At 49.8% G+C, this 24,101-nt stretch carries 26 protein-coding genes; 21 read left to right on the forward strand and 5 right to left on the reverse strand.

What is annotated here, in order from left to right; genetic code table 11:
• Positions 1 to 6: 6 nt before the first annotated feature.
• From METTU_RS10315 to METTU_RS10330, 5 genes are all read right to left on the reverse strand, one after another.
• Positions 7 to 285, reverse strand: a complete 279-nt coding sequence (locus METTU_RS10315; protein ID WP_006891438.1) for a type II toxin-antitoxin system RelE/ParE family toxin — start codon at positions 283 to 285, stop codon at positions 7 to 9.
• A complete protein-coding gene (locus METTU_RS10320; protein WP_006891439.1) occupies positions 285 to 512 on the reverse strand; it encodes a ParD-like family protein in 228 nt (75 codons plus the stop codon). Before METTU_RS10320 ends, METTU_RS10315 begins: the two co-directional genes overlap by 1 nt.
• Positions 513 to 814: 302 nt before the next feature.
• Positions 815 to 1,306, reverse strand: coding sequence for a Fic/DOC family protein (locus tag METTU_RS10325; RefSeq protein ID WP_006891440.1), 492 nt, complete (start codon positions 1,304 to 1,306; stop codon positions 815 to 817).
• Complete coding sequence (locus METTU_RS23640) at positions 1,278 to 1,436, reverse strand: hypothetical protein (RefSeq protein WP_006891442.1); 159 nt, start codon at positions 1,434 to 1,436, stop codon at positions 1,278 to 1,280. The genes METTU_RS10325 and METTU_RS23640 overlap by 29 nt, the downstream gene beginning before the upstream one ends.
• Positions 1,437 to 1,439: 3 nt before the next feature.
• Positions 1,440 to 1,688, reverse strand: coding sequence for a DUF7230 family protein (locus METTU_RS10330; RefSeq protein WP_006891443.1), 249 nt, complete (start codon positions 1,686 to 1,688; stop codon positions 1,440 to 1,442).
• A gap of 80 nt (positions 1,689 to 1,768) precedes the next feature.
• Here METTU_RS10330 and mnmG point away from each other — a divergent pair, with 80 nt between their 5' ends.
• The 21 genes from mnmG to METTU_RS10435 all read left to right on the forward strand — a co-directional run bounded on the left by mnmG (position 1,769) and on the right by METTU_RS10435 (position 24,096).
• Positions 1,769 to 3,640: a tRNA uridine-5-carboxymethylaminomethyl(34) synthesis enzyme MnmG gene (gene mnmG / locus METTU_RS10335; RefSeq protein WP_006891444.1), complete on the forward strand. Its 1,872-nt coding sequence runs from the start codon at positions 1,769 to 1,771 to the stop codon at positions 3,638 to 3,640.
• Positions 3,640 to 4,275, forward strand: a complete 636-nt coding sequence (rsmG, locus tag METTU_RS10340; RefSeq protein WP_006891445.1) for a 16S rRNA (guanine(527)-N(7))-methyltransferase RsmG — start codon at positions 3,640 to 3,642, stop codon at positions 4,273 to 4,275. The genes mnmG and rsmG overlap by 1 nt, the downstream gene beginning before the upstream one ends.
• Positions 4,275 to 5,051: a ParA family protein gene (locus METTU_RS10345; protein WP_006891447.1), complete on the forward strand. Its 777-nt coding sequence runs from the start codon at positions 4,275 to 4,277 to the stop codon at positions 5,049 to 5,051. Before rsmG ends, METTU_RS10345 begins: the two co-directional genes overlap by 1 nt.
• Entirely contained in the window at positions 5,048 to 5,383 is a 336-nt protein-coding gene (locus tag METTU_RS10350; protein ID WP_006891450.1) for a hypothetical protein, read from the forward strand. The genes METTU_RS10345 and METTU_RS10350 overlap by 4 nt, the downstream gene beginning before the upstream one ends.
• 70 nt (positions 5,384 to 5,453) lie before the next feature.
• A complete protein-coding gene (locus METTU_RS10355) occupies positions 5,454 to 6,317 on the forward strand; it encodes a ParB/RepB/Spo0J family partition protein (protein ID WP_006891451.1) in 864 nt (287 codons plus the stop codon).
• Between the two features lie 120 nt (positions 6,318 to 6,437).
• A complete protein-coding gene (locus METTU_RS10360; RefSeq protein WP_027148645.1) occupies positions 6,438 to 6,797 on the forward strand; it encodes an ATP synthase subunit I in 360 nt (119 codons plus the stop codon).
• A 25-nt stretch (positions 6,798 to 6,822) separates the two neighbouring features.
• A complete protein-coding gene (gene atpB / locus METTU_RS10365) occupies positions 6,823 to 7,596 on the forward strand; it encodes a F0F1 ATP synthase subunit A (RefSeq protein ID WP_006891455.1) in 774 nt (257 codons plus the stop codon).
• A 189-nt stretch (positions 7,597 to 7,785) separates the two neighbouring features.
• A complete protein-coding gene (gene atpE, locus METTU_RS10370; RefSeq protein ID WP_006891456.1) occupies positions 7,786 to 8,073 on the forward strand; it encodes a F0F1 ATP synthase subunit C in 288 nt (95 codons plus the stop codon).
• Between the two features lie 39 nt (positions 8,074 to 8,112).
• Positions 8,113 to 8,586: a F0F1 ATP synthase subunit B gene (locus METTU_RS10375; RefSeq protein ID WP_006891459.1), complete on the forward strand. Its 474-nt coding sequence runs from the start codon at positions 8,113 to 8,115 to the stop codon at positions 8,584 to 8,586.
• A 5-nt stretch (positions 8,587 to 8,591) separates the two neighbouring features.
• Positions 8,592 to 9,122 (forward strand): F0F1 ATP synthase subunit delta, encoded by a 531-nt coding sequence (locus METTU_RS10380; protein ID WP_006891460.1) that lies wholly within the window; start codon positions 8,592 to 8,594, stop codon positions 9,120 to 9,122.
• Positions 9,123 to 9,142: 20 nt separating this feature from the next.
• Positions 9,143 to 10,684, forward strand: coding sequence for a F0F1 ATP synthase subunit alpha (atpA, locus tag METTU_RS10385; protein WP_006891462.1), 1,542 nt, complete (start codon positions 9,143 to 9,145; stop codon positions 10,682 to 10,684).
• A 12-nt stretch (positions 10,685 to 10,696) separates the two neighbouring features.
• Entirely contained in the window at positions 10,697 to 11,560 is an 864-nt protein-coding gene (gene atpG / locus METTU_RS10390) for a F0F1 ATP synthase subunit gamma (protein ID WP_006891464.1), read from the forward strand.
• A 61-nt stretch (positions 11,561 to 11,621) separates the two neighbouring features.
• The gene (gene atpD / locus METTU_RS10395; protein ID WP_006891465.1) at positions 11,622 to 13,001 is read left to right on the forward strand and encodes a F0F1 ATP synthase subunit beta; all 1,380 of its coding nucleotides are present in this window, start codon (positions 11,622 to 11,624) and stop codon (positions 12,999 to 13,001) included.
• 25 nt (positions 13,002 to 13,026) lie between these two features.
• The gene (locus tag METTU_RS10400) at positions 13,027 to 13,449 is read left to right on the forward strand and encodes a F0F1 ATP synthase subunit epsilon (RefSeq protein WP_006891467.1); all 423 of its coding nucleotides are present in this window, start codon (positions 13,027 to 13,029) and stop codon (positions 13,447 to 13,449) included.
• A gap of 139 nt (positions 13,450 to 13,588) precedes the next feature.
• Entirely contained in the window at positions 13,589 to 15,055 is a 1,467-nt protein-coding gene (gene glmU / locus METTU_RS10405) for a bifunctional UDP-N-acetylglucosamine diphosphorylase/glucosamine-1-phosphate N-acetyltransferase GlmU (RefSeq protein ID WP_006891468.1), read from the forward strand.
• Position 15,056: 1 nt separating this feature from the next.
• Positions 15,057 to 16,886, forward strand: coding sequence for a glutamine--fructose-6-phosphate transaminase (isomerizing) (gene glmS / locus METTU_RS10410; protein WP_006891470.1), 1,830 nt, complete (start codon positions 15,057 to 15,059; stop codon positions 16,884 to 16,886).
• Between the two features lie 3 nt (positions 16,887 to 16,889).
• A complete protein-coding gene (locus tag METTU_RS10415; RefSeq protein ID WP_006891471.1) occupies positions 16,890 to 17,435 on the forward strand; it encodes a DUF2058 domain-containing protein in 546 nt (181 codons plus the stop codon).
• A 1,418-nt stretch (positions 17,436 to 18,853) separates the two neighbouring features.
• On the forward strand, positions 18,854 to 20,776 hold the full coding sequence (locus METTU_RS10420; protein WP_006891474.1) for a methyl-accepting chemotaxis protein: 1,923 nt from the start codon (positions 18,854 to 18,856) through the stop codon (positions 20,774 to 20,776).
• Between the two features lie 29 nt (positions 20,777 to 20,805).
• Positions 20,806 to 22,377: a chemotaxis protein CheW gene (locus METTU_RS10425; RefSeq protein ID WP_006891475.1), complete on the forward strand. Its 1,572-nt coding sequence runs from the start codon at positions 20,806 to 20,808 to the stop codon at positions 22,375 to 22,377.
• A 19-nt stretch (positions 22,378 to 22,396) separates the two neighbouring features.
• Entirely contained in the window at positions 22,397 to 23,452 is a 1,056-nt protein-coding gene (gene cheB / locus METTU_RS10430; RefSeq protein ID WP_006891477.1) for a chemotaxis-specific protein-glutamate methyltransferase CheB, read from the forward strand.
• A 20-nt stretch (positions 23,453 to 23,472) separates the two neighbouring features.
• Positions 23,473 to 24,096 carry a HEAT repeat domain-containing protein gene (locus METTU_RS10435; RefSeq protein ID WP_006891479.1) on the forward strand — a complete coding sequence of 208 codons (624 nt, stop codon included), beginning with the start codon at positions 23,473 to 23,475 and terminating at the stop codon, positions 24,094 to 24,096.
• Positions 24,097 to 24,101 lie beyond the last annotated feature (5 nt).

The following is a 24,101-nucleotide window of genomic DNA, read 5'->3' on the forward strand; positions in this document are numbered from 1 at the left end:
ACTGGTTTACCGCTTCAAGTCCCGGTAAAAGTTTTCATGGGAACCCAGCAACAGCAATAGACGAGTACCGGGATCGTATTCGTAAGCCAGTAACATCAGTTGTTCGTTGCACTTGAACTTATGCACAAACACCCCCGCCAGATCGCCTTTCTTGGCTTCGCCAATGGTCGGGTCATGAACAATTTCAGCTATGGCATCATCCACATCGGCTTTTTGATTCGGATGCAAGCGTTTATAAGCCCGTTTGAACGTCGCGCTTTGCCGTACCTGAACGGCATCAGCCATCAATCACGCTTTCCTTCGGGTACGAAGGGTGTGGCAAGCGTCGGCCCTTCTGCACGGGCAACCAACAAGTCACGGACGAAATCAATCGGCAGATCGGGGTTGTCCAAGGCTGTTCTTCCCACCACGGCCCAAAATTCTATTTGTCCGGCAATCGTGCGTCGCTCGGCCTGCGCTTGCGCCCGTGCCTGTTCGTACAAATCATCGTTTATGCGTACCGGCATTCCCATAGCTTCACTCCGAAATAAAACACTACAAAAGTAGTTCCATGCTAAGGCAGGCACATTAGAAATGCAAATACAATGTAGCCAAAAGAAGTGTCAGGTTTTGCATTGTGCATGCCTATGAAAATCCATGATGTTTAATACAAGCGTGAAGGTGCATTTCATGCAGATTCATCCATGCGGGTTAGTTCATCAAGGATGAATCGTTGTAATTGACGATTATCGGCCCTTTGCATACAGGCAATCGACGCTTCAATATAAGAATTGGGAGCAGTGTCTTGGTTCAGGGCTTGGCTATAGTCAATCGGTTAATAGCCGTTGGCAATGGCAATCAGGTCGAAAAACTGCCGGGTGATGCGGCCATTAAGTTCATAAAAGGGATGAAGGGCAATCAGTTCGCATTGGTAGTAGGCCAGCCGCTCGGCAAAATGTTTCTTAGCCGCACTGTTGGCTTGCCTCAAAAACTGCTCTTGCTCCAGATTGTGGAATAACCGTTTCATCTGTGCAGGGAGGTGCTGTGCCAAACAAAACAAGCTTCCGCCTTTGCTCATGTCCTCGCTACGGTATTCTCCCGCCCAATCGTACAGGCTGGCAAAGGTGTGTTTGTGCAAGCCGATAAAATAGGCTTCATCAAATCGCGTGTCGGGTTGCAGTTCTGATACTTGAATTCTGTAGGACGCTATTAACAGGTTTGTTTCGATTTCATGCAACAGTTCGGCATCATCTATTCCTAAACGATTTTTAGGGATGTCTGTACCTGGCAGATAAATGTCACTTGCTTTGAACTGATACTTGGACACCTTTTTGCTCCATCAGCTGTTTTGCCTGTTGTCTCAGCTGTTCGGTGCGTGCAGGCTGATAGCCCTCAATGCGCATGGATATTTGTACGGCTTTAAGGAGCATTTCATCCAGCTTGGGATTAGTCGGCATGAGTTATATTCCCATGATAAGTAATGCGGCAGGAAATAAGCCTGAGGTCCTGCTTAGGATAAAACAAGAGGCTAGTCCAATAATTCCGCGTGGAACCATTGGACTAGCCTCCTGCCTTGGGTGTTTCGCTTTGCGGCTGTATTTGCTTTTATCGCAAAAGGTTTGTGCTTTGTTAAACAGGTGCGCGTGCTTCGCGACCAGGTTTTGAATAGGGGCAATTTGCGGCCCTTTCGGATTTTTACGTTTTTTCATCGTTTACCTCTTATAATAAGACAAGTTTGTGTGACTCCACACATTGATAATATACCATTTTTTAAGAGTACATAGCGCTAGTGAAATTTAGAAGAGACTTTGATGTCATTGTGGTTGGCGGCGGTCATGCGGGTACGGAGGCTGCGCTGGCATCGGCTCGGTGCGGCGCGAACACTTTGTTGCTGACGCAAAATATCGACACCTTGGGACAGATGAGCTGCAACCCCGCTATCGGCGGAATAGGCAAGGGTCATCTGGTTAAGGAAGTCGATGCATTAGGCGGGGTGATGGCTCAGGCTATCGACCGTGGCGGCATTCAGTTTCGTACCCTGAATGCCAGCAAAGGACCGGCAGTCAGGGCGACCCGCGCTCAGGCGGATCGGCAGCTTTATAAGCAGGCGGTAAGAACGGCGCTGGAAAACCAGCCTAATCTGGCCTTGTTTCAGCAAACCGTGTCCGACTTGATTGTCGAAGGCGATAGGGTTGCCGGTGTTAAAACTCAAATGGGCTTAAACTTTACGGCAAGGGCTGTGGTTTTAACCACAGGCACTTTCCTGGGCGGCAAAATACATATCGGCCTTGAAAACTACAGCGGCGGTCGAGCGGGCGATCCGGCCTCCATCGCGCTGGCTGAGCGGTTAAGGGAATTGCCGTTCAGGATCGATCGCTTAAAAACCGGCACGCCGCCGCGTATCGACGGTCGGACCATCGATTTTAGCAAGCTGGAAGAGCAGCACGGTGATGAACCGGTGCCGGTGTTTTCGTTTATCGGCAAGCCGGAGCATCATCCCCGGCAAATTCCGTGTCATATCACCCGTACTAACAATAAAACTCACGACATTATCCGCTCCGGCCTGGATCGTTCGCCGCTGTATTCGGGGATTATCGAGGGCATCGGGCCGCGTTATTGCCCGTCCATTGAAGACAAGGTCGTTCGCTTTGCCGATCGGGATTCGCACCAGATTTTTGTCGAACCGGAAGGCTTGAATACCCATGAGATTTATCCCAACGGCATATCGACCAGCCTGCCTTTCGATGTGCAGTATGAGTTCGTGCGTTCGATGCTGGGTTTTGAAAATGCCGAAATCGTGCGCCCCGGTTATGCGATTGAATACGACTTTTTCGATCCCAGAGATTTGAAGTCATCGCTGGAAACCAAGCACATGAATGCGCTGTTTTTTGCCGGTCAAGTCAACGGCACGACCGGTTATGAAGAGGCGGCGGCGCAAGGCTTGATTGCGGGGCTTAATGCGGCGCGTTTGGTTCAAGGTCTGGACAGCTGGTGTCCGGGGCGCGATGAGGCTTATATCGGCGTGATGATCGACGACCTGATTACGCGCGGCACCCAAGAGCCGTATCGGATGTTTACCAGTCGTGCGGAATACCGGTTGCTGCTGAGGGAAGACAACGCCGATTTACGCTTGACCGAAAAAGGCCGGGAATTGGGCTTGGTCGATGATGCACGTTGGCAGGCATTTGAGATTAAACGGGCCTCCATCGCCCAATTGCAGGACGACCTGAAAAAGAAATGGGTCAGAACGGAAACGGCAGAGGCCGGGCAAGTCGAGCAATATTGGGGCAAGCCGTTGTTGCGGGAAGCCAATTTGATGGATTTGCTGCGCCGTCCGGAAGTGGATGTTAAGCAGCTGTTGTCGTTTATGGACAGTGCAGAGGATATGGATCCGCAGGTTGCCGAACAGGTTGAAATTCAGGCCAAATATGCAGGCTATATAGACAGGCAGCAAACCGAGATAGACAAGGCTTTGCGTTATGATCACCTGCGTTTGCCTGAAGTGATTGACTACAACGGCATTCCCGGTCTTTCTAACGAAGTCAGTGAAAAACTTAAAAAACAGCGGCCGGAAACATTGGGCCAGGCATCGAGAATCCCTGGCATTACCCCGGCTGCAATTTCCCTGTTGTTGGTTTATCTAAAGAAGAAAAGCGCCTGATGGAAGCATGTCGAGAAATCCTGGTCTCCGGGATAGCATCATTAAATTTAAATGTAACTGACGAAAAGATAGATCAGTTACTTAGTTTTATAAAGCTGATTGAGAAATGGAATAAAGCCTATAATCTGACCGCGATACGGGACAGGGAGGAAATGGCGCGGCTGCATATATTGGACAGCTTGGCGATTGTTCCGCATATTGAAGGCAAGCGGGTCATCGATATCGGCACCGGTGCAGGATTGCCGGGTATTCCGTTAGCGATATGCCTGCCTGAGATTGACTTTACTTTGCTTGATAGCAATGCCAAAAAGACCCGGTTTGTGCAACAGGTCGTCCTGGAATTAAAGCTTAAAAACGTGGAGGTTCTCCACAGTCGCGTGGAAAATTATCATCCTGAGAAAACCTATGACGCAGTTCTTACCCGAGCGTTTGCCGGTTTGTCCGATATAGTGAAATTGACCGCGCACTTGCTGAGCAAGGATGGCGTGTTGCTGGCCATGAAGGGGCAGAATCTGGATGCAGAACTGGCAGAGATCGCAGCAAAAAAATCTGTCATATCGGTTAGTGTGCCGGGAACTGATGTTGAAAGATGTTTGGTACGAATACAATTGCCTGAACAGGCCGAGGTAAGCTAGTGGGAAAAGTAATTGCCATAACCAATCAAAAAGGCGGTGTAGGAAAAACTACAACCAGCGTAAATCTGGCGGCCTCGCTGGCTGCGGCTAACCGGCGCGTGTTGTTGGTTGATCTCGATCCGCAGGGTAATGCGGCGATGGGCTGCGGCATCGATAAGCAGGAGGTCAAATATTCCAGTTACGACTTGTTGATGGAAGAAGTGCCTGCGTCGGAAACGGTCATTAAAATCCCGGACATCGGTTTTTCGGTGATTCCGGGCAATTCCGATTTGACTGCGGCTGAAGTGGAATTGATGCATGCAGATCATAAGGAGCGGCGGCTGGCCGATGCCCTGATCCCGATAAAAGCGGAGTATGATTTTATTTTGATCGATTGCCCGCCTTCTTTGAATATGTTGACCTTAAATGCGATGGTAGCGGCCAACAGCCTGTTGATACCCATGCAATGCGAGTATTATGCGCTTGAAGGGCTATCCGCATTAATGAGTACATTGAAAAATATTCAGGACTCCGTTAACCCGGAACTGCATTTGGAAGGTATCCTGCGGACCATGTATGACGACAGAAACCGCTTGACCAAAGACGTGTCGGAGCAGTTGATCCGCTATTTCGGCGACAAGGTGTTTCGAACCTGCATTCCAAGAAACATTCGATTGGCGGAGGCTCCGAGTCATGGTCTACCGGTACTGAGTTACGATAAATCATCGCGAGGGTCTGTAGCCTATATTGCATTGGCGGGCGAAATGATCAGAAAAGAAAAACAGAACAGCGCATGACTTTAAGAAAACGTGGGTTAGGTCGGGGGCTTGAAGCCTTGTTGGCTGATGATTCAGCTAAAGAGAAAAAACAGCCGTCGCAAACTATGCAAGCGGGTGATCATCAGTTAACTGAAGATGTGGGCCAGGATGACATTCAGAGTGTGCCTGCGGTTGTCGACGAATGCATGGATGCGGCGGTAATTACCGAGGAAGCGGATGGCCGAGCGGCAATGGTGGTTGCGTTGTTTAAAAATATTCAGAGAGAAAACCTTATCTTGCTTGAGGAAGCGGAGGCTTTAAGGCAATTGATTATAGAGTTTGAATCGATAGTCCGTGCCGATCCGTCCTAAACCAGCGCAAGAGCTATGGGGCGGTTGAATGGGTGGGTAAAATGATTAGAAAAGAGAAAAGTTGAAAGTTATGGCTGTGAAAAAACGGGGATTAAATCGAGGACTGGATGCTTTATTAGGCAATGTTTCCGATAAAGACGAGCACAGGGAAATAGGGGACGTCCATCAGCTTCAAACCTTGCCAATCGAGTATATGCAGCGAGGCAAGTATCAGCCAAGAAAAGATATGAACCCTGAAAAGCTACAGGAGTTGGCTGATTCCATAAAAGTGCAAGGCATCATTCAGCCGGTTGTAGTGCGCAAGATTGCGCCGGAAAAATATGAAATAGTGGCGGGTGAGCGGCGCTGGCGTGCCGCGCAATTGGCGGGGTTGCAGCAGGTGCCGGTGGTCATCAAGGAGATAGACGACCGCGCCGCAATGGCGATAGCGCTGATTGAAAATATTCAAAGAGAAGATCTGAATCCTTTGGAAGAGGCGGAAGCGTTAAGACGGTTGTTGGACGAGTTTGAAATGACCCATCAACAAGTTGCGGACGCGGTTGGTAAGTCGCGCGCTACGGTTACTAATTTGCTGAGACTGATCGACTTGCACCCGGAAGTGAAAAAGCTGTTGATCAATAGGCAGCTGGAAATGGGCCATGCACGAGCGCTACTATCTCTGGATGGTCCGAAGCAGGTAGCTGCGGCTCACAAGATTGTCAGGGACGGGTTAACGGTAAGAGCGGCAGAGCGCTTGGTTAAGGACAGCCAGGCAGAGCATAAAACCCCTAAAACAAGGGAAATAGACAAAGACACCTTGCGATTGCAGGAGGACTTGACGGCAAAGCTGGGTGCAAAAGTGCTGATTGAGCATAAAGAAAATGGCACCGGTAAGCTGGTCATCGCATATTCCAGTTTAGAAGAGTTGGATGGAATTCTCGGGCAAATTAAATAGCGTGATAGCTAATGAGCCTGTAGATGAAAAACAATAAAAAATGTAAGTTAAATTTAATCTTCCTTGATTTAATGAAGGTCGATCGATATAATTCCCGACCTGTTGGGTATGGAGTTGGGTGTGACAGCTAGAAATCGCTCCGCTGTCAGTAAAATTATAAGTTATCAAATTTTGATGATAATAATAATGACAGCAGGATTTGCCCTGACAGGGGGAAGGTCTTACGCCCTATCGGCGGCTTTAGGCGGGGCGGCGGCATTTATTCCAAACCTGTATTTTGCATTGCGGGTACATAAGTCCGCAGGGCAGGAAGCAAGAAAGATTGTAAGATCTTTTTATGCCGGGGAATCGGGCAAGTTATTGTTAACGGCCGCGCTGTTCTTCATGATTTTTCAACTCCCAAACATAGAAATATTACCGCTGCTGGCCGTATACATAGCAGCATTATCGGTTTTTTGGTTTGCGCTGTTAATGCGCTGACATTACTAATATTTAGAGAGGAACGATGGCTACCGAAGCTCATGCCGAAGGTGCAACCGGGTATATTATTCACCATTTAACTTCGCTGTCCGTGGGCGAGGGTTTCTGGACATTAAATCTGGATACGTTGTTTTTTTCAGCCGTCTTGGGTGGCCTGTTTGTCTGGTTTTTTAAGCGGGCGGCAGAAAAAGCGACAGCAGGCGTTCCGGGTTTAGTGCAAAATTTTGCAGAAATGCTGATTGAATTTGTCGATACTCAGGTTAAAGACAGTTTTCACGGTAAAAATGAACTAATTGCTCCTCTGGCATTGACTATCTTTTGCTGGGTGTTCCTGTGGAACTTCATGGATTTATTTCCGGTTGATATATTGCCGTTAATTGGTTCGTTGATGGGTATTGAATACCTGCGCGTTGTTCCAAGTACGGATTTAAATGCAACATTCGCGATGTCCATCTCCGTTTTTTGTTTGATTATTTTCTATAGCATCAAAATAAAAGGCCCTTGGGGCTTTGCCAAAGAGCTGATGTTTCAGCCGTTTGGCCCTTGGCTGTTACCCTTCAATCTACTGCTCAAACTGGTTGAAGAAATTGCCAAGCCAATCTCATTGGCGCTTCGTTTATTCGGAAACCTGTATGCAGGTGAGTTGATCTTTATTTTGATTGCTTTATTGCCTTGGTATATTCAGCCGGTGTTGAGTTTTCCCTGGGCGATCTTTCATATTTTAATTATCACGCTTCAGGCATTTATATTCATGGTACTAACCATTGTGTATCTGGGTATGGCACACGAAGATCATTAAGGCTTTCGTTCCTACTCGCGCCCCTTACCGACATAATCCACATGGATGTGGTGAATGCAGATATTGCATAAGGCCATGGATGGCCTGTAGTAGAGCAACGCAGGAGCAGTTGCCGAGGAGCAAATATCTGCCCATGTAGGCAATGATTTTTTTAACTTTTTATAATTTAACTATACGTTTGGAGGTTTCATGGAAATTGCAAAATTAATTGCTGATGTACAAGGCATGACTGCTATTGCAGTGGGTCTGGTTCTAGGTATGGGCGCTTTAGGAACAGCTATAGGCTTCGGTCTGCTAGGTGGAAAATTCCTGGAAGGCGCTGCTCGTCAACCGGAAATGGTACCTATGCTGCAAGTAAAAATGTTTGTTGTTGCGGGTCTGTTAGACGCGGTAACAATGATCGGTGTTGGTTTGGCGCTGTTCTTTACCTTCGCTAACCCATTCCTGTCTGCTGTAACAGCTGCGGCAGCGGGTTAATAGGCTGTTTAACTTTACTAGCAACAAGAGGAACGCATCGTGAGTATCAATGCTACTCTGATTGGGCAAATGATTACCTTTGCACTTCTGGTATGGTTTACCATGAAGTACATCTGGCCGCCTTTATTTGACTCTTTAGAAGAACGTAAAAAGAAAATTGCTGATGGTTTGGCTGCGGCTGAAAAAGGTCAGGAACAAATGCACTTGGCAGAGAAAAAGGCCAAGGGCGTTTTAAAAGAAGCCAAAGAGCAATCTTCAGAGATTGTTAATCTAGCTCAAAAACGTGCCAATGAACTTGTTGAAGCATCAAAAGACACCGCCAAGAAAGAAGGCGAGCGTTTGATTCTTGTGGCAAAGGCGCAAATTGAACAAGAAAAACAACAAGCTAAAGAAGGTTTGCGTAGAGAAGTAGCAGCCTTGGCTTTGCTGGCAGCAGAACAGATTTTGAGTGCGGAAATCGATAAAACCAAGCACCAGGACATCCTGAGCAAAATCTCTAATCAACTGGGTTAAGCATAATGAGCGAACTGGCAACATTGGCAAGACCATATGCAGCAGCGGTGTTCAAGCGATCCAAAGAAACCGGCACTACTGAACAGTGGTCGAAAAGTTTGGCGTTTATATCGGCTGTCCTGAACGATAAAGAGATTTCTGTCGTAGTGGATAACCCTAAGGTAAGTAGTGAGAGGTTATCGGCGTTGATGCTCGATATTTGCCAGGGGCAAGTAGATGAAGAAGGTGCAAATTTTCTGAAATTACTGGTTCAAAACAACCGTCTAACCTTGGCGCCGACTATTGCGGAGCTATTCGAAGCCTATAAGGCGGAAAGTGAAGGTTATGTCGATGTTGAAGTAGCAACTGCTTACGCTTTCACTAAAGAAGAAAAGCAACGTTTCACTTCAACGCTTGAAAAAACGCTAAGCAAAAAAGTCCATATGAATGTGACCGTGGATAAATCATTAATTGGTGGCGTTCTGGTACGTGCAGGCGACAGAGTGATTGACGGTTCCATTAAAGGCCAGCTTCAACAATTAGCAAAACGACTCTAAACTAGAGCGAGAAACAGAACATGCAATTAAACCCATCTGAAATAAGTGATCTGATTAAAAAGAAGATCGAAAACTTCGACCTGAGCGCCGAGGCTCATACAGAAGGTACCGTAGTTAGTGTGACTGACGGTATTGTACGAGTACATGGTCTTTCGGAAGCGATGCAAGGCGAGATGCTGGAATTTCCCGGCAATACCTTTGGCATGGCGCTTAACCTTGAAAGGGATTCCGTGGGTGTGGTGGTATTAGGTTCATACCAGCATATCTCTGAAGGCGATACCGTAAAATGTACCGGTAAAATTCTGGAAGTACCGGTTGGGGAAGCATTGCTGGGTCGTGTCGTTGACGCGCTGGGTAATCCTATCGACGGCAAAGGTGCTATTGAGACAACCGAAACTTCGCCGATTGAAAAAATTGCACCCGGTGTAATTGCCCGTCAATCAGTTGACGAACCTGTGCAACTGGGTTTGAAATCTATCGACGCGATGATTCCTGTTGGTCGCGGTCAGCGCGAGTTGATCATTGGCGATAGACAAACCGGTAAAACGGCTATTGCAATTGATGCGATTATCAATCAAAAAGGTACAGGTATTAAATGTATCTATGTCGCTATCGGCCAAAAACGTGCATCGATTGCCAACGTAGTTCGGAAGCTCGAAGAGCACGGCGCAATGGCACATACTATTGTTGTCGCAGCGTCTGCATCGGAATCGGCAGCGTTACAATTTATCGCGCCTTATACCGGCTGTTCGATGGGTGAGTTTTTCAGAGATCGTGGCGAAGATGCCTTGATCATCTATGACGATTTAACCAAGCAAGCCTGGGCTTATCGTCAGATTTCCCTGTTGCTGCGCCGTCCGCCAGGCCGCGAAGCATACCCAGGGGATGTGTTCTATTTGCATTCTCGTTTGCTGGAAAGAGCGTCACGCATTAATGCAGCCGAAGTTGAGAAATTGACCGGCGGTAAGGTAAAAGGTAAAACAGGTTCATTGACCGCATTGCCTATTATTGAAACTCAAGGCGGCGACGTATCGGCTTTCGTACCGACTAACGTAATTTCTATTACCGATGGTCAGATCTTCCTGGAAAGTGATTTGTTTAACTCCGGCATACGCCCTGCGGTGAATGCAGGTTTGTCGGTATCGCGTGTAGGCGGTGCAGCTCAAACCAAGATCATCAAGAAATTGGGTGGCGGTACGCGTCTTGATTTGGCGCAATACCGTGAGTTGGCGGCTTTTGCACAGTTTGCATCCGACCTGGATGAAAACACCCGCAAGCAGATTGAACGCGGTCAACGTGTGACTGAGTTGATGAAGCAGAATCAATATTCGCCGATGTCGGTCGCGCAAATGGCGGTTTCCTTGTTTGCTGCCAATGAAGGTTTCCTGGATAGCTTGGAAGTTAACAAGGTCCTCGATTTTGAGGCTGCCTTACAGTCGTACATGACGTCAGAGCATTCTGAGTTAATGAACAACATTAATGCAACTGGCGATTTCAGTGACGACATAAGAAAGGGTATGCTTACAGCTATCCAGACTTTCGTCAAAACTCATAGCTGGTAAAAGGGTCTTAAAATGGCTGTTGGTAAAGAAATACGCACCAAGATCGGGAGTATAAAAAATACTCAAAAGATCACCCGGGCAATGGAAATGGTTGCCGCGAGTAAAATGCGTAAAACAAAAGACAGAATGCTGGCAACACGTCCATACTCCAAAAAAATTGGCCAGATTATCAAGCATCTGGCTCAAGCAAATCCTGAGTATAAACACTCTTTTCTCGTTGAACGTGAGGTTAAGCGGGTTGGGATCATTGTGATTAGCTCCGACAGGGGCTTATGCGGCGGACTGAATTCAAATTTATTCAGAAGAACGCTGACGCAAATAATGCAATGGGACAAGGTAAATATTGAAGTGGATATTTGCACGATAGGCACGAAGGCATTTGGTTTTTTTGGCAACCTGAAAGCGAATTTAGTCGGTCAGGTTTCTAAATTGGGTGATACGCCGCACCAGCATGACATTGTCGGCATCATTAAGATCATGTTGGATGCGTATGAGCAGGGTAGAATCGATGAATTGCATGTAGTTAGCAATGAGTTCGTTAATACCATGACCCAGAAGCCTACAATCGAAAAACTATTGCCTGTCGTAGCCGGTGAGCTTGAGGAAAGTCTAAACGGTCATTGGGATTATATTTATGAACCTGATGCCAAAGAAGTTTTGGACCATTTGCTAACCCGATATATCGAATCTATCGTCTATCAGGGACTGGTTGAAAATAACGCCTGCGAACAAGCTGCCAGAATGGTGGCGATGAAGAGTGCTTCGGACAATGCTGGAAATATTATCAGCGAACTACAGCTGGTATATAACAAAGCCAGACAAGCCGCTATCACCCAGGAAATTTCAGAAATTGTTGCCGGTGCCGCAGCCGTTTAAGGCTCTCCTGAGCTAGTCGAAGGACCCAAGTTAAAATGACACAACACAAGAGGACAACTCAATGAGTTCGGGTAAAATCGTTCAGATTATCGGCGCGGTCGTTGACGTGGAGTTTTCACGTTCAGACCTGCCCAAAGTATATGATGCCTTAAATGTACAAGGCAAAGGCTTGGTGCTGGAAGTTCAGCAGCAATTAGGTGATGGTGTCGTCAGAACTATTGCGATGGGTACTACCGATGGTTTAAGTCGCGGCTTGGAAGTCAGTAATACCAATGCCCCTATTGCAGTGCCGGTCGGACAGGAAACCCTGGGCCGCATTATGAATGTTCTGGGCGAGCCTATCGACGAAAAAGGCCCAATCGGCGAAAAAGTTAAATGGGGCATCCACCGTGAAGCGCCAAGTTATGCTGAACAGGCTGCGGCAACCGAGTTACTGGAAACCGGTATCAAGGTTATCGATTTAGTCTGCCCGTTTACCAAGGGTGGTAAAGTCGGATTATTCGGTGGTGCCGGTGTTGGCAAGACCGTTAACATGATGGAACTGATCCGTAACATCGCGATTGAGCACAGTGGTTACTCGGTGTTTGCCGGCGTGGGTGAGCGTACTCGTGAAGGAAACGACTTTTATCACGAAATGACCGATTCAAACGTAATCGACAAAGTATCGTTGGTTTACGGTCAAATGAACGAGCCGCCAGGAAACAGACTGCGCGTTGCGTTGACCGGTTTAACCATGGCGGAATATTTCCGTGATGAAGGCCGCGACGTACTATTCTTCGTGGATAACATCTATCGTTATACATTGGCGGGTACTGAAGTATCGGCACTGTTAGGCCGTATGCCTTCAGCGGTGGGCTACCAGCCTACGCTTGCTGAAGAAATGGGCGTACTGCAAGAGCGTATTACTTCAACCAAGACCGGCTCTATTACGTCTATCCAAGCGGTTTATGTACCTGCGGATGACTTGACCGATCCATCGCCTGCAACCACGTTTGCGCATTTGGATGCGACCGTCGTATTGTCACGTCAAATTGCCGAATTGGGTATTTATCCTGCGATTGATCCTTTGGATTCTACAAGCCGTCAGCTTGATCCATTGGTTATCGGACAAGAGCATTATGACGTGGCTCGTAAGGTTCAGGGTATCCTGCAACGCTATAAAGAATTACGCGACATTATTGCGATTTTGGGTATGGATGAATTATCTGAAGAAGATAAATTGACTGTATCAAGAGCGCGTAAAATGCAACGGTTCCTGTCACAACCTTTCTTCGTTGCCGAGGTATTTACCGGTTCTCCGGGTAAGTATGTGTCACTGAAAGATACCATTGCCGGATTTAAAGGCATTATCGACGGTGAATACGACGCGATTCCTGAGCAAGCTTTTTATATGGTAGGAACCATAGACGAAGCGCTTGAGAAAGCAAAAGGCATGAAATAAGTTATAAAATTGCTAGGTAATAAAAATGACCATGACCGTACATGTAGACATCGTTAGTGCAGAAAAGGAAATATTTTCCGGATTAGCGGAAATGGTATTTGCTCCTGCCGAACTTGGCGAAGTGGGCATTTCTCCTCGGCATGCACCATTAATATCCAGACTTAAGGCCGGTGAAGTTCGGGTGAAAGTCAACGATAAGGAAACTTATCAGTTTTATGTGTCAGGAGGTATGCTGGAGATACAACCGCATATGATTACCATTCTGGCTGACACGGCTATCAGAGCGAAAGATATTGATGAGGCAGCCGCAATAGAAGCCAAGGCCAGAGCTGAAGAAGCATTGGCAGACAAGTCGGGCAAGATTGATTTTGTAACGGCTCAGGTGCAATTGCAGGAAGCTGTTATGCAATTAAGAACATTGGATAGATTTAGAAAACGCGGCGGGTAGTTGGGATATTACATGGCAAAGCTTTCGTTCTTGCTCATGTCCCTCGCCTACGTCCTGTAGGCGAAGCTCCTCCCTTTTTAAAAAGCCCGGTAACGTATTCATGCGCTATCGGGCTTTTTTGGTTTAACGGAATATCAAAATGAACATAAAGACCATTATTCTGGCTGCGGGTAAAGGAACGCGGATGCGTTCGGAGCTACCCAAAATTTTACATAAAATTGCCAATAGACCTTTACTGCAGCATGTTTACGACACCGCCAAGCACTTGGAAAACAATACTATCAAGATTGTTGTAGGCCATGGTGCGGATCAGGTTACAGAAGCCTTGAAAAACCTGGATGCCGACTGGATAGAGCAAAAGCAGCAGTTAGGCACGGGCCACGCTGTGCAGCAAGTGAGCGATCAAATTGCCGATTCCGATAATGTGCTGATACTGTATGGCGATGTACCCTTGTTGAAATTGGCAACCATCAGACTGCTGATAAACAATGTCAACGATCAGTCTCTGGCTTTACTCACCGTAAATCTTGCCAATCCGGCCGGCTATGGCAGAATAGTCCGCAATGCAGCCGGGCAGGTTACAAAAATTGTCGAAGAAAAAGACGCGGCATTGAGCGAAAAGCAGATCAACGAAGTCAATACCGGCATCATGGCGGTGCAAGGCAAGCAATTAAAAAAATGGCTGAGCCAGTTAAATAATAGCAACGTCCAGGGTGAATATTATTTGACTGATGTGATTGAAATGGCCGTCGCCGATCAAATTAACATCGTGACCAGCCAGCCCGAAACCGAGGATGAAGTATTGGGTGTCAATAATCGCATACAGCTCAGTCACTTGGAACGCGTCTACCAACAAGAGCAAGCCAATAGTTTGATGGAGCAGGGGGTCACCTTAAAAGACCCGATGCGCTTTGATCAAAGAGGTTCGATAGAGAGTCTGGGGCAAGACATAGAAATCGATATTAATGTGATCTTGGAAGGAAAAAACAGCATCGGCAGCAATGTCAAAATCGGCGCCAACACCCAGATAAAAAATTCCATTATCGGCGACTATGTGGAAATCCTGGCAAACTGCGTCATAGAAGATGCGGTTATCGGGCAGGGCAGCAGAATCGGTCCTTACGCCAGACTAAGGCCGGAAAGCGTTCTGGCTAATGACGTGCATATCGGTAATTTCGTAGAGATAAAGAAATCATCGGTAGCCGCAGGCAGCAAAATAAATCATTTAAGCTATATCGGCGATACGACGGTGGGCAGTAAAGTCAACATCGGCGCGGGAACCATTACCTGTAATTATGATGGCGTTAACAAGTTCAGAACCGTTATTGAAGACGGCGCTTTTATAGGCTCGGATACCCAGTTGGTCGCTCCGGTTACTATAGGCAGAAACGCTACGATAGGCGCAGGATCAACCATTACCAAAGACAGCCCTGAGAATCAGTTGACCTTAAGCAGGGCCAAACAGATGTCCCTTGCCGGATGGCAACGACCCGTTAAGCAGGACTGCATGGATGCAGGAAGGTACGACTCCACGGATGGAGGAGGTAGAGCAACGCAGGAGCAGTTGCCGAGTGTAATGTTGGGAACAATTACCGAGGAGAAATAATATGTGTGGAATTGTAGGCGGTATCGCGCAACGAAATGTAGTGCCTATTTTATTGGAAGGCCTAAAGCGGCTGGAATATCGCGGTTATGATTCGGCAGGCCTCGCGGTTATAAGCAATCAGCAAATCTACCGGAAACGGGAGCTGGGCAAAGTAAAGGGACTTGAGGCGCTGCTGGAAGCCGATCCTATCTCAGGCAATATTGGAATAGCGCATACCCGATGGGCGACCCACGGTAAACCCAGTACGGCTAATGCGCATCCGCATATTTGCCGGAATAAAGTTGCCGTAGTCCATAACGGCATCATTGAAAACCATGAGCATTTAAGAGAAGTGCAGCTGAAGCAGGGCTACGAGTTCACTTCAGAAACCGATACCGAAGTTATCGTGCATGAAATTCATCACGCTATGGAATCTACCGACGGGTTGCTGAGCGCCGTTAAACAGGCCGTCAAAAAACTGGATGGCGCCTATGCGCTGGGGATAATGAGCATTGATAGTCCCGATATCCTGATAGCATGCAGAAAAGGCAGTCCGCTGGTTATCGGCGTCGGGATAGGCGAATATTTTATTGCCTCCGATGTGGCGGCATTGCTCCCGGTTACGCAACGTTTTATATTTCTGGAAGACGGCGACATAGCGGCGATCACCATAGACGGGCTGGTTATTTATGACCGGGATGATCAGGCAGTCAGTCGTCCGATCATAGAAAGTCAGTTGACCGCGGATGCCGTCGATAAAGGCGACTATCGTCATTATATGCTGAAAGAAATTTACGAACAGCCCTTTGCTATTTCGCAAGCCCTGGAAGGCCGGTTCATTAACAATCGCCTGCAGGAAAACGCATTCGGGCATAACGCCGCCGAAGTGTTCGATAACATAAAAGCCATCCAGATTTTAGCCTGCGGCACCAGCTATCATGCCGGGATGGTGGCACGCTACTGGTTTGAAGAACTGGCCCGCGTCCCCTGCAATATCGAAGTAGCCAGTGAATTTCGCTACCGAAGCCCGGTATTAGCGCCGGATACCCTGATTGTCACCATATCGCAATCCGGCGAAACCGCCGACACACTGGCAGCATTGTTGGAAGCCAAGAAACTGGGCGCAAAATATTCATTAGCCATTTGCAACGTGCCTGAAAGTTCGTTGGTCAGAGAATCGGATCTGGTATTAATGACCCGTGCGGGCCCTGAAATTGGCGTCGCATCGACCAAAGCATTCACCACGCAACTGGCAACATTGATGCTATTGGTTATTGCGATCGGCAGACGCTTTCACCTGACCGAAATAGTGGAGCAAAAGATCACCTCGGAACTCTTCAGCTTGCCGGGGAAAATTGAGAAAGTATTACAGTTGGATGATGAAATTAAAGTCCTGGCCGAGCAATTTGCCGAAAAACAGCATGCCTTGTTTCTAGGCAGGGGCACCCATTATCCGATAGCCATGGAAGGGGCGTTAAAATTAAAGGAAATTTCCTATATTCATGCCGAGGCCTACCCGGCAGGCGAGTTAAAACACGGCCCCTTGGCATTAATCGATGCCGACATGCCGGTTGTAACCGTCGCGCCGAACAATAGCCTGCTGGAAAAACTCAAATCCAATATACAGGAAGTCAGCGCAAGAGGCGGGCAACTTATTGTTTTTATGGATGAAACATTGGCATCGGCAAATGATGAAAATGTACGGATCGTAAAAGTACCTCAAGTCGGCAATGAGATTTCGCCGATTGTGTACACCATCCCATTGCAACTGTTGGCTTATCATGTCGCGGTGTTGAAGGGTACGGATGTTGATCAACCCAGAAATCTTGCGAAATCGGTTACGGTGGAATAGAAAATGGCAAAATTATCATTACAAGAACAATTACTAAAGTCCGGTTTGGTCAGCGCCGCTCAAGCCAAAAGCGTTAAATCCGACAAGCGCAAGCAAACCCAGCAGCAGCGCAAGAACAAAGTCGAAGTGGTTGACGAGGCCAAAGAACTGGCTCAAAAAGCACAGGCTGAAAAAATCCAAAGGGATCGGGAGCTTAACCAGTTGCGCCAGCAGCAGGACGAGCAAAAACAGTTGGCCGCTCAAATAAAACAGATCATTGAATTAAATCGGCTGCCTAGAGACGCTGAAGGCTTGGCCTTTAATTTTACCGATAATAATAAGGTCAAGCGGCTATACGTCTCGGAGGGGATGCGCGATCAAATTGCCGAAGGACGGCTGGCTATTGTAAAGCTTGGGCCGCAATATGAAGTGGTGTCAGCCGAGGTGGCGCAAAAAATCCAGGCGCGCGATGCCGCCAGCGTGATTGTCTTTAATGAGTCCAATAAAACGACCGATGTGGTTGATGATGCTTACGCAGCGTATCAGGTTCCCGATGATTTGATCTGGTAGGGATAGTTGCTGCGTTCCAGTATAGCTGTTTAAGCGTGTTTTTATATTTAAATACAGTTAGTTATAAAACTATTTTTGCCTCCTCTTCTGATAGGTGATTGCATGGTGCAGTTGCCGGGAGGGTTGAGGAGAATAAAATCAACTTTTCACCTTCTTATCTCTGCTGTTTATCAGCTCGTTCCCTTTTGCAGGCAGTTTGCTGCTGCAACTAGCCAAGACGCGATCCATAAATCAAGAAGACGCCACGCCGTAAGATAACAACCGGCCATTATTCGATTTATCATAAAAAAACCAGAATCCAAAAACATGTTTTGGAACTACCTCATTACAGTTTGTCGTATAACAGGAGTGCAAGCTTTGCTTGCCCATTAACCTAAAAACCGCAGTGGAGCATTCCAAACGGGTAGTAGGAAGTGAAAGCCGTTCATGCTTCGACAAGGCTCTCCTGAGCGTAGCCGAAGCCTGTCATGAGCTTGTCGAATGGGGCTCAGCACGAAGGCGGCTTTCACGCGCTCCAACTGCATTTTTAGGATTAACAATTCATCGCATAACTTGCGGGCAAAGCCTGTGCGCCATCCTTAAGTTGATGCGTATGCTGTTCATAAGATTCCATATAACAAAGATATTTTTTCGTAGTTATTTCCTTGCTGAAAAATGCACACTATAGTTATCAATGCAATTCATTGATTCGATTTGTAAAATATCCTACGTGTAATCCATTTCCTACAAAATGCCGGTGTTGTTTTTGTAGGGCGATTCCTAGCTAAGTTCAGATTGCCCTGATTGTGGCTGTCGCTCGATCGGTTCAGACTCGATGCCAACTGAATAGCCCTGCCGGATTGTGATGTCGGCGGGCAAAAACTTATCGCGCAAAAAAGAGGAATTAACCGCATGTCGAAAACCAGTCAAAACCACTGTCAAGAGGTTGGGGTGACCGGCCTTGTGGGTTTGATCTGTAGTTATGCGGTAATGGGAGCCGTTATGCTTCCTGTAAACGAACAAAAAATACAGTATAACCTGTTGTTATTTAAAGGATTTACCCCCCCCGGGTTTAGCAAAATACATGCCAGAATAGAGATTGGCCTGGGATTTATTTCCAAAGGCTGCTTAGCTTTTCGCCCCCCTAGTTGTTTTCACGTTAATCGGATATATCCGGAATTATTGCCGGAAGCGCACACTCGCGCTTCCCGGTGTGGAACTCTTTCCACATATGCCCCCTATCCCGAAGTCTACTCAAGACTTTCGATGCCTGATTGTGTTCGCGTTAAGCGTACATATCCAGAAGCGTCCCCATGCTTACCGCTATGGAATTTCTTCCATGGTTGGTTCTTATTCCGACTGGTTGCCATCGCATCCCGGCGGTTGTTTTACTGTTCGTTAAAATCCCGTTTTTATTAAAATCTTAAAGGAGAAACCCGATGGCTATCGTCAAAAAAACCAATACCAGAACCGCCTCCGCATCAGCGGTAGAAGGCAGTCATTCGTCTAGCGTGACTGCACGCGATGCGGATGCCCAGCGCAAGAAAGCGCGTACCCTCGCCAAACAACAGCAGGCGGCAGAGCGCATCGCTGCAGCAACCGGTCAGCTGGCCTCCGGCATTAACGAAGCGGCTTCCGCGTCCGAAGAATTGAAGCGCGCCGGCGACCAGATCGCCACCGGCGCCGAAGAAGCATCAGGCGCTGCTCAGGAATCGCTGGCAGCGGTCAACCAGGTAAGCGTTGCCATTGCCCGTCAGTTGCAAAACGCAGACATCAGCCAGACCAAAGGCGAAGTCATACAAGCCTTGGTGGCCAAGGCCAGCGCTGAAGTCGCCGGTCTGGTGACTAATGTGGGCGTGGCAGCGCAACGCCAGTCTTCGTCGGTGGAAAGGGTGGTCGAGCTTGAAAAGCAGGCGGCCAATATCGGCGATATCGTCAAGGCTGTAGCGCGCATTGCCGACCAGACCAACTTGCTGGCGCTTAATGCCGCGATTGAAGCGGCGCGCGCCGGACAGCACGGCAAGGGCTTTGCCGTCGTGGCCGACGAAGTGCGCACCCTGGCAGAAACGTCAGAAAAGAGCGCACAACAGATTCAGGAGCTGGTGGGACAAATTCAGCAGGAAGTTAAAGTCATCGCCGATGGCATCAACACCTCGGCAAAAACCATCGAGGGAGAAATCGAAAACGGCAAGACCATCACCATGCAACTGGAACAGATCCGTGTGGATGTGATCGAGATCGTCGGCGGTATTCGGGAAATCGCCAGCGGCGCCCAGCAGTCCAGCACCGCAGCGCAACAGACCATGCAAGCCTCGGAAACGATTGCCTCGGCTGCTGAAGAGCAATCCACTGCCGCTGAAGAAGCCGGTAAAACCGTGGAGGAACAAGCGCAAGCGTTGGCCGAGTGCGAGCAGGCCGCGCAAAACCTGTCCGAGTTGGCCGAAGACCTTAAAAACTCCACCGACGTCGCCAAGAGCGCCGAAGAAGTGGCTTCCGCCGCCGAGGAACTGTCTTCCGCCGTGCAGGAAATCAACCGTTCCGGTACCCAGATCATGGCTGCTATCGAACAAATCCGTCGAGGCGCACAAGCGCAGGCGGCGGCGACCGAAGAATCTGCTGCTGCCATTGCCCAGATCGAAAAGGGTATCGAAGTGGCCCAGGCCCGTGCGACCGTCGGCGGCGAAAAAGTTGCGGCAATCAAGGAACTATTGGATGTCAACAAAACGTCTATCGATACGATGATTGCCGGCGTTTCCGGTTCGGCAGACGCGACCCGCGACAGCATCAGGCAAGTCAAGGAGCTGGAGCTGGTGTCGCGCCGTATCGACAAGATTGTCGATGCCATTGCCACGGTTTCCATCCAAACCAACATGCTGGCCGTCAACGGCTCAATCGAAGCCGCGCGCGCCGGAGAATACGGCAAGGGCTTCGTGGTTGTAGCGACCGATATTCGTAACTTGGCGCACGATTCCGCCGAGAATGCCGACCGCATCAAGGATCTGGTTAAAGCGGTACAGGATCAGATCGGTACAGTCGCTCGCGACTTGGAGGAGATCCAGGCTGCGGCGCTGAGCGAAGTGGAAAAGGCCAAGGCCACGACCGAAAATCTGGTGCTGATCGAAACCGACATCGCTGTGGTGGAAACCGGCACTACTGAAATACTGACCGCTTCCAACGAGATTGCCGCCGCCATCGCCCAGGTGAAAACCGGTGTGGACCAAATTTCCGCCGCCGCTCAGGAAGCCGAAAAAGCCGCTGCCGAGGCCGGCGCTGCCGCCACTCAGCAATCGCAAGGCGCTGAGGAACTGGCTGCCGCCGTCGAGGAGATTGCTTCTCTTGCCGACGAACTGCAAAGCGCTTGATTTTGCCCATTGATTCCCAGGAGATTGTCATGACTACCGAAACTCTGGAACAACGGGAGGATGCGCCGAGCGTCGATGGGGCAACCGTCGACGTGCAGGAATCCAATATCCGTCAGTTCGTCACATTTATCGCCGGTGACGAGGTATTTGCCGTCGATATGGCCCCGGTGCAGGAAATCATCCGGGTTCCCGAGGTGGTGCGGGTGCCGCTGGCGCCGCACACCCTGGAAGGCCTAGCCAACTTGCGCGGCAAGGTGTTGCCGATTATTTCATTGCGGCGCATTTTTGGTTTTGGCGACCAGGAATACGACGACTCCACCCGTGCCGTGGTCATCGACCTGGGCCAGCCGCTGGGCTTCGTGGTGGATCGCGTCGCCAGCGTGGTCGGCGTCGAGCCCTCAAAAATCGATGATGTCGACTCGATTCGCGGCACCGTGGATACCGAGTTGCTGTCCGGCCTGCTCAAGGATGTGGGCGGTCACGAAATGATCATGGTGCTGGATTTTGCCAAGCTGATTGCCGCCGAGTTCGCCGACATCGCGTCGCTGTCCCGCTCGACTGCCGGTGAGCATTTGGTCGGCAACCGCACGGACGAAGAGGAAGCGGAAAAGCTCAGCGATGAACTGCAACTGGTGAGCTTTGCCGTTGCCGGACAGGAATACGCCATTTCCATTGAAGACGTGCAGGAAATCGTCCAGGTGCCGGAGCATATCGTTCATGTGCCGCACTCGGAATCGCATGTGTTGGGGGTGATGACGCTCAGAAACCGCCTGCTGCCTCTGGTCAGTCTGCGGCGCATGTTCGGCTTGCCGACGCAGGATGCCGACGAGCATAGCCGCATCGTCGTGGTGGCGCTCGGCAATGCTTCAGTCGGCGTAGTGATGGATAGCGTTAACGAGGTGTTGCGCGTTCCCAAGGTTTATGTCGACAACATGCCAGGCCTGTTCGCTCGCGACGGCGACTTGTCCGATATTACCGAGATTTGCCGGTTGGATGAGGGCAAGCGTCTGGTGTCCATCATTTCTGTCGGCAATATGTTCCGTCATTCCGCCATTAAGGAGGCATTGAGCACCGTGGATAACTTACGCGAAGAAGCAATAGGACAAGATGTTGTCGAAGGGCAGGATGACGACCGTATTGAAGATGATGAGCAGATGGTGGTGTTCCGTCTGGACAAGGAGGAATTCGGGGTGCCGATTGACAGCGTACAGGAAATCGTGCGCGTGCCCGAGGAGCTGACTCATGTGCCTAGGGCTCCGGCTTTCGTGGAAGGCGTCATCAATCTGCGCGGAGCGGTGCTGCCGGTTATCGACCAGCGCTTGCGTTTGGGTTTGGCAACGACCGAACGCAACGACAGGCAGCGCATCATGGTGTTTTTGTTCGACGGCGTGCGCACCGGTTTTATCGTCGATTCGGTGACCGAGGTGCTGAAAATACCGAAGGCGGCTATTGAGGTCGCGCCGAGCCTGTCCGGTGAGCAGACTCGCCTGATCGGCCGCGTCGCGAACCTCGAGAAGCAGAAGCGTTTGATCCAGCTGATCGATCCGTCGCAACTGATTGAAAGCCAGGATTTGAAAAGCTTGGCTCAGTTAGCACCGTAAGTTTAAGCGGAGGCGGCCTATGATTAAATTATTGATTGTTGACGATTCGGCGCTGATGCGCCGTCAGCTGGTTTCGCTGTTTGAAGCGGAGGGCGGTTTCGAGATTCGTTTGGCGCGCAACGGCAAGGAGGCGGTGGCGGAAAACATCGCTTTCAAGCCGGACGTGGTTACGCTGGACATCAATATGCCGGAAATGGACGGACTGACCGCTTTATCGTTGCTGATGGCGGAACGGCCGGTTCCGGTGGTGATGGTGTCGTCGCTGACCGAGAAAGGCGCGCTGGCGACTTTCGAGGCGCTGGCGTTGGGCGCGGTGGAGTATGTCGCCAAGCCCGGCGGCACCATTTCGCTGTCCATCGATGAGATCGGTCATGACCTGATAAGCAAGGTCAGGGCTGCGGCCCGCGCCAAGCTGAAAACGGCGCGCGGCCTTAGCTCGCGTATCCGCGCCGAGCGCAGTCGGCCAGAACGTCCGCCGGCTTTGGTGCGTAGCGGCATTGGCGGTGAGGGGCTGGTCATCATCGGCGTTTCCACGGGCGGGCCGCGTACGCTGGAGGACATCCTGCCGCTGTTGCCGGCGGATTTCCCCTGGCCGGTGTTGGTGGCCCAGCACATGCCGAGCAGTTTTACGCTGCCTTTCGCCAATCGCATGAACGACCTTTGTCATTTACAGGTGGTTGAGGCCTCGCGGCCGATGCCGCTGGAACGCGGCACCATCTATATCGGCAAGGGCGGGGCGGACATGGTGGTCGCATCGCGCGCCGGTAAGATGACGGTGCTGGCGAAACCGGAGTCTGCCGAGTTTTTGTGGCATCCCTCGGTGGAGCTGATGGGGCGTTCGGTGCTCGAGCATTGCGACCCGGCGCGCGTCATTGGCGTGATGCTGACCGGCATGGGTTACGACGGCGCCGATGCGTTCGCCGAAATCAAAAAGAAAGGTGGCCGCACCATTGCCGAATCGGAGGAGTCTTGCGTCGTCTTCGGCATGCCTGCGGAGTTGATCAAGCGCGGCGGCGCATCGGTGGTGCTGCATGCGACCAAGATTGCCAATCAGATTATCGCCTGGGCCCGATAAAGGCCGGATAAGGAGCAGATATGCCTATTATTAAACAACACACTATCCAGACGGTTGATGTCGATGAGCGGTTACAGCCGCGCGATTTCGCTGGGCTGACGGCCGAATTGGCGGCCGATAATTCTACCGCCAGACGTTGGGCGGCGCGGGATTTGGCCGAGTTTCCGGAAGCTGCCGGGATCTTGGTGGAGAGGCTCAAACGCGAGGAGGATACCAGCGTACGCGAGGCCATACTGACCACTTTGGCCCGTCTGGGAGATCCGGCGGCGGTGGCGGGGCTGGTGGAATGCCTGCGTAGCGAGGATGCCTCTTTGCGCAATGAAGTCATCGAAGCCATGAAGGAATTGCCCGACGAAGTCGCTCCGATCATGAGCGAGTTGCTGGAAGATCATGACCCCGATGTACGTATTTTTGCGGTGAATATTCTCGAATCGCTATGTCATCCGCAGGTCGAGGCATGGTTAATCAGCGTCATTGAAAAGGATGCGCATGTCAATGTCTGCGCCACGGCGCTGGATCTGTTGAGCGAGGTGGGGACATTGGCTTCCCGTCCGGCATTGCAACAGCTCAAAGCGCGGTTTGCCGACGAGCCCTATATCGGCTTTACGGTCGACTTGGCTATTAAACGTATCGACGAGAATTAAGGCGA

This window comes from Methylobacter tundripaludum SV96, assembly GCF_000190755.2.
Lineage (GTDB): Bacteria > Pseudomonadota > Gammaproteobacteria > Methylococcales > Methylomonadaceae > Methylobacter_A > Methylobacter_A tundripaludum.